Genomic DNA, 240 nt, shown 5'->3' with positions numbered 1-240 from the left:
CCGCTACGGTGTCTTCATCACTAAAGAACGAGACGACCATGTTTAAAATACCGTTGTCTGCTATGTTCTTCAAAAAGCCTGTGACACGATCAAAAATACCGCCAATAAAATTACCAATTCCGGTGAAGAAGTTAGTGACAAAGCTAAACTTTTCACCTAAGAAATTTACAAACTGGCTGATTAGCTCACCCGCTCCGCTCCAGATTGATGAGAAAAATCCGCCTATCCCTTGTGCTATGC

General features: G+C 42.1%; 1 protein-coding gene. It reads right to left on the bottom strand.

Annotation, left to right across the window (positions count from 1 at the left end):
• Positions 1 to 240, bottom strand: a 240-nt coding sequence (locus tag AC6UDG_RS07830; RefSeq protein WP_500707010.1) for a hypothetical protein, incomplete at both ends; no start/stop codon positions are given.

This window comes from Fructilactobacillus sp. X2R1C1, from assembly GCF_059901435.1.
This window is presented reverse-complemented; position numbering and strand designations above follow the sequence as displayed.